This is a genomic window from Mesorhizobium sp. M7A.F.Ca.ET.027.03.2.1, from assembly GCF_003999175.1.
GTDB lineage: Bacteria > Pseudomonadota > Alphaproteobacteria > Rhizobiales > Rhizobiaceae > Mesorhizobium.
The window spans coordinates 1-4,712 of record NZ_RZOM01000448.1; the positions used below are offsets into that span (position 1 = coordinate 1).

General features: G+C 62.0%; 6 protein-coding genes. All 6 read right to left on the reverse strand.

What is annotated here, in order from left to right:
* The coding region (gene uvrA, locus EN750_RS19355; protein WP_127397359.1) for an excinuclease ABC subunit UvrA at positions 1–1,910 on the reverse strand (1,910 nt) is incomplete at its 3' end.
* A 712-nt stretch (positions 1,911–2,622) separates the two neighbouring features.
* A complete protein-coding gene (locus tag EN750_RS19360) occupies positions 2,623–2,925 on the reverse strand; it encodes a hypothetical protein (RefSeq protein WP_027036726.1) in 303 nt (100 codons plus the stop codon).
* 88 nt (positions 2,926–3,013) lie between these two features.
* Positions 3,014–3,619, reverse strand: coding sequence for an ATP-dependent Clp protease proteolytic subunit (locus EN750_RS19365; protein WP_027036725.1), 606 nt, complete (start codon positions 3,617–3,619; stop codon positions 3,014–3,016).
* 24 nt (positions 3,620–3,643) lie between these two features.
* Positions 3,644–4,135 (reverse strand): SRPBCC domain-containing protein, encoded by a 492-nt coding sequence (locus EN750_RS19370; RefSeq protein ID WP_027036724.1) that lies wholly within the window; start codon positions 4,133–4,135, stop codon positions 3,644–3,646.
* Complete coding sequence (locus tag EN750_RS19375) at positions 4,132–4,446, reverse strand: metalloregulator ArsR/SmtB family transcription factor (protein ID WP_027036723.1); 315 nt, start codon at positions 4,444–4,446, stop codon at positions 4,132–4,134. The genes EN750_RS19370 and EN750_RS19375 overlap by 4 nt, the downstream gene beginning before the upstream one ends.
* 45 nt (positions 4,447–4,491) lie before the next feature.
* The coding region (locus tag EN750_RS39980; protein WP_210212753.1) for a hypothetical protein at positions 4,492–4,712 on the reverse strand (221 nt) is incomplete at its 5' end.

A 4,712-nucleotide genomic window follows, 5' to 3' on the forward strand; every position in this document is an offset into this window, starting at 1 on the left:
ATCCTCAGGCGGCGGTTCTTCTTCGCTTCGCGCCGCGCGCCGGGCGTCGCCACCTCGAGCGCGCCCGACAGATATTTGCCGGTGATCGAATTGGGATTGGCCATGACCTGCTGCGGCGTGCCCTGGGCGATGATCTCGCCGCCATGGATGCCGGCGGCCGGGCCCATGTCGACGACATAGTCGGCATGCAGGATGGCGTCCTCGTCATGCTCGACGACGATCACCGTGTTGCCGATATCGCGCAGGTGCTTCAGCGTATCGAGCAGACGGGCATTGTCGCGCTGATGCAGGCCGATCGACGGTTCGTCCAGCACATAGAGCACGCCGGTGAGACCGGAGCCGATCTGCGACGCCAGCCGGATGCGCTGGCTCTCGCCGCCCGACAGCGTGCCGGAATTGCGCGACAGCGTCAGGTAGTCGAGCCCGACATCGTTGAGGAAGCGCAGCCGCTCGCGGATCTCCTTGAGCACGCGCACCGCGATCTCGTTCTGCTTGTCGTTGAGCGACGCGGGCAGGTCGGTGAACCACTGGTCGGCCTTGCGGATGGAAAGCTCGGTGACTTCGCCAATGTGCCTGCCGGCGATCTTCACCGCCAGCGACTCGGGCTTCAGCCGATAGCCCTTGCAGACCGGGCAGGGCGTGGCCGACATGAAGCGCTCGATCTCCTCGCGCATCCAGGCGGATTCGGTCTCTTTCCAGCGCCGCTCCAGATTGGGAATGACGCCTTCAAAGGTCTTGGTGGTCTTGTAGGAGCGCAGGCCGTCATCATACTGGAAGGTGATTTCGCGCTCGCCCGTGCCGTGCAGGATAGCTTCCTGGGCCTCTTCGGACAAATCCTTGAACTTGTCGCCAAGCTTGAAGCCATAGGCCTTGCCCAGCGCTTCCAGCGTCTGCGCGTAATAGGGGGAGGTCGATTTCGCCCACGGGCTGACGGCGCCGTCGCGCAGCGAGATGTTCTCGTCCGGCACGATCAGATTGCCATCGATGGCGCGCTGGCTGCCGAGACCGTCGCAGGTCGGGCAGGCGCCGAACGGGTTGTTGAACGAGAACAGCCGCGGTTCGATTTCCGGAATGGTGAAGCCGGAGACCGGGCAAGCGAACTTTTCCGAGAACAGGATGCGCTCGTGCGTCTCGTTCTTCGACTTGTTGACCGAATCCTCGCCGGTCTGGCTGGAATCGAGCGGCTTGTCGGCGAATTCGGCCACGGCAAGCCCGTCGGCCAGCTTCAGCGCCGTCTCGATGGAATCGGCAAGCCGCGTTGCGAGATCGCCGCGCACGACGATGCGGTCGACAACGACGTCGAGGTCATGCTTGTACTTCTTGTCCAGCGCCGGCACGTCGGCGATTTCGTAGAAGACGCCATCGACCTTGACGCGCTGAAAGCCCTTCTTCTGCAGTTCCAGCAATTCCTTGCGGTACTCGCCTTTGCGGCCGCGCACCATCGGCGCCAGGATGAACAGGCGCGTGCCTTCCTCGATCGCCAGCACGCGGTCGACCATCTGCGAAACCGTCTGGCTCTCGATCGGCAGGCCGGTGGCCGGCGAATAGGGGATGCCGACGCGGGCGAACAGCAGCCGCATATAGTCGTAGATCTCGGTGACGGTGCCGACCGTCGAACGCGGGTTCTTCGAGGTGGTCTTCTGCTCGATGGAAATGGCGGGCGACAGGCCGTCGATCTGGTCGACGTCGGGTTTCTGCATCATTTCGAGGAATTGCCGCGCGTAGGCCGACAGGCTTTCGACATAGCGGCGCTGGCCCTCGGCATAGATCGTGTCGAAGGCAAGCGATGACTTGCCGGACCCCGAGAGGCCGGTCATGACAATCAGGCTGTCACGCGGCAGGTCGAGATCGACATTCTTCAGATTGTGTTCGCGCGCCCCGCGAATGGAAAGATATTTATGGTCGGCCATAGCCGGTCGCCGCCTCAGAATCTGGAATTTCCTGGAATGGCGGGTTTTCCCGGCCATCCCCTATGTAGGTAGTTTTGCCGCCACGTCGAGAGACGCCACAATTCCCGACAAAAGCGTTTAAGCGTCTTTCGCGCGAACGGGCAAGCGGAAAGAACAAAGGCCGAACACGCTCCTGACAAAGCTGTGCAAAAGCTGACTTGCACGTAACCTCCCGGCGATCACGTTTTTCGGTAACCGGCTATTGATGGTTGACGCGACGGACTCAGGGGCGCAGTCTCCAGCAGTCAACGAAGCCGGCCGTCTTTCGATGGCCTCGCCGCCCAGAGGCGGCCTGCGAGACGCCGCAGGCATTGCGATTTGTGCTTCGGATTGACAAACAGTCGCAACGGACAGAGGAGCGGAGCTATGACGCCACCGGATCGTCCCCTGGGGTTCCAGTTGTCACTGGAGCCGCGGCAGGCATAAGTGCCAGGGTTTAGCGTCTGCGCCACCCGGCAAACCGTGACCTGCCATAGCCACTAAAAATCAGAAACTGCTAGTCGGATCGTCGGCTGAATGCCGCGTTGCATCCGAAATCAAACGCCGGCAGTACACTCCCGGCAAAATTGGATTTGAGATCCAAAAAGGCCCCGTCCGTTTGCGCAAAGCACGGCGGGGCCGTTTTCATGTGCGGATTGTCTTGTGGGTGACAGCCGCAGCGCGACACGCGCTGTCAGTGGCGCGGCGGCCCGATCGAACCGGCGCCGACATCGACGGTGATGCTGCCGGAAATCCTGACATCCGTATCGCCGATCTTGAACTGACCGTTGCCGTTGCTGGGAAACGCGTCATCGGGTTCGGGCTTGGGAGCCGGCGTGGCGATGCGGTAGCCACCGGTCACGCCGGGCAGGGCGCCTTTTTGCGTCGACGGCGAACTGTCCTCGGCAAAAGCCGCGCCGCTGATGAAGACCGCAATGGCGAGGGCAGCAACGGCGATGACGCGGTGCAATGATCTGGACTGATGAGTGTCGGTCATCCCAAGACTATAGTGGCGCGCCGCCGATGGAACCAGACCGGCATCGTCAAATCTTCGACAGCCGGACGGACTCCGATCCGGCCCTGGCTTACGCCGCCTTTTTTCGCGTGTCGAAAACATGGTCGACGATGCCCCATGCCTGGGCCTCGCGGGCGGTCATGAAATGGTCGCGGTCCAGCGTGCGTTCCACCTCTTCATAGCTGCGGCCGCAATGCTGCGCGTAAAGTTCGGCCATGTGCCGTTTCGTCCGGCCGATGCGCTCGGCATGGCGCTGGATGTCGGAGGCCTGGCCCTGGAACCCACCCAGCGGCTGATGCAGCAGGATGGTGGCGTTCGGCAGGGAAATCCGGCGCCCCGGTGTGCCTGCCATCAGCAGGAACGAGCCCATCGATGCGGCAAAGCCCATGCATACGGTCGACACCGGGCAGCTGATATATTGCATCGTGTCGTAGATGGCGAAGCCGCTGGTCACCACGCCGCCCGGCGAGTTGATGTAGAGCGAGATCTCCTTGTCGGGATTGTCCGATTCCAGCGACAAAAGCTGCGCGCAGACCAGTGCCGAGATGTCGTCGTTGATCTCGCCGTTGATGAAGACGATACGCTCGCGCAGCAGCCGCGAAAAGATGTCGAAGGCGCGTTCGCCGCGGCTCGATTGCTCGATGACCATCGGCACCAGACTGGCAACACCGCTCATTGTCTCTCTCCGTCCGTTTTGTTTTCAGGCCGCGCGAAGCAGGAGGCGAGGCATGTTTGCGGCGATTGGCTTAGATGACCTGTTCGCATCGAGCGAAACCCGGCAGCCGGCGCCTGCCATGGCGACGGCAGGCATGGCCTTGCGGCCAAAGCCGTCATGGACGACACGCAGATGCGTACCGCCGGAAACGGTTCGGGCAAGTGTGAAGGTGACGGTACTGTCGAGCGGATCCTGCCTAGCTGCGTCGCCCGGCTGCTCCCGCCAGGAATAGCGCAACAGCCGTTCGGGCTCGGCGTCGAGGATTTCGCATTCGATCGGCGTGTCCGGCCCGGCGAAGGCAAAACGGTTGCCGATCTCGGGGGTGATGTCGTTCGGCATCATCCAGGCGGCGAGCAGCTCCGGTACGGTCAGGGCCCGCCACACCTTTTCCGGCGGCTCGGCAAGGTCGTACTCGAACTCGAGCGCATCCGCGGCGTCGCTTCGGCCCTCGTTGGTCGTTGATCCCGCCTTCTTCATTGATCCATGTCCTTCAAAACCGCCTTCAGCCTTTCGATGCGTTCCGGCCAGAAGGTCCGGTAGCGCTCGATCCAGGAGAGCAGGGGGACAAGCCCCTGCGGATCGGCGCGGTAATAGGCGTTGCGGCCGGCTCGCCGCTCGACCACCAGGCCTGCGCCACGCAGCACCGCCAGATGCTGCGACACCGCGGGCTGCGACACCGTCATACCGGTGCGCAATTCCGACACGCTCATCTCGCCGGCGGCCAGCCGCTCAAAGACGGCGCGGCGCGTCGGGTCGGCCAGTGCGCGAAAAATCTCTGCTTCGATCATGCCAAAAGCATAAGTGCATACTTATTGGTTTGGCAAGCGGTCTTTTCAAACCCATATGATCGGCTTCGGCATTGCTGCCATTCCTTGACAATAAGCAGCGATGCGGATAAGAACGAAAAGGGAACAAAAACCTTGTGGGTAAAGGCAGCCATGGCAAGCGGCGATCGCCTGCAGCCTGTAAGGTGCTGCGACAAAAATTTGTTTCGGATGAGCGCGGAGAAATATCATGGCGGGTAGCGTCAACAAAGACATTCTGGTCGGCAATC

Bases quoted from the DNA above. Each gene is read 5' to 3' on its own strand.
- EN750_RS19360 (WP_027036726.1), bottom strand. From the start codon at position 2,925: ATGACCGACACTCATCAGTCCAGATCATTGCACCGCGTCATCGCCGTT.
- EN750_RS19365 (WP_027036725.1), bottom strand. From the start codon at position 3,619: ATGAGCGGTGTTGCCAGTCTGGTGCCGATGGTCATCGAGCAATCGAGC.
- EN750_RS19370 (WP_027036724.1), bottom strand. From the start codon at position 4,135: ATGAAGAAGGCGGGATCAACGACCAACGAGGGCCGAAGCGACGCCGCG.
- EN750_RS19375 (WP_027036723.1), bottom strand. From the start codon at position 4,446: ATGATCGAAGCAGAGATTTTTCGCGCACTGGCCGACCCGACGCGCCGC.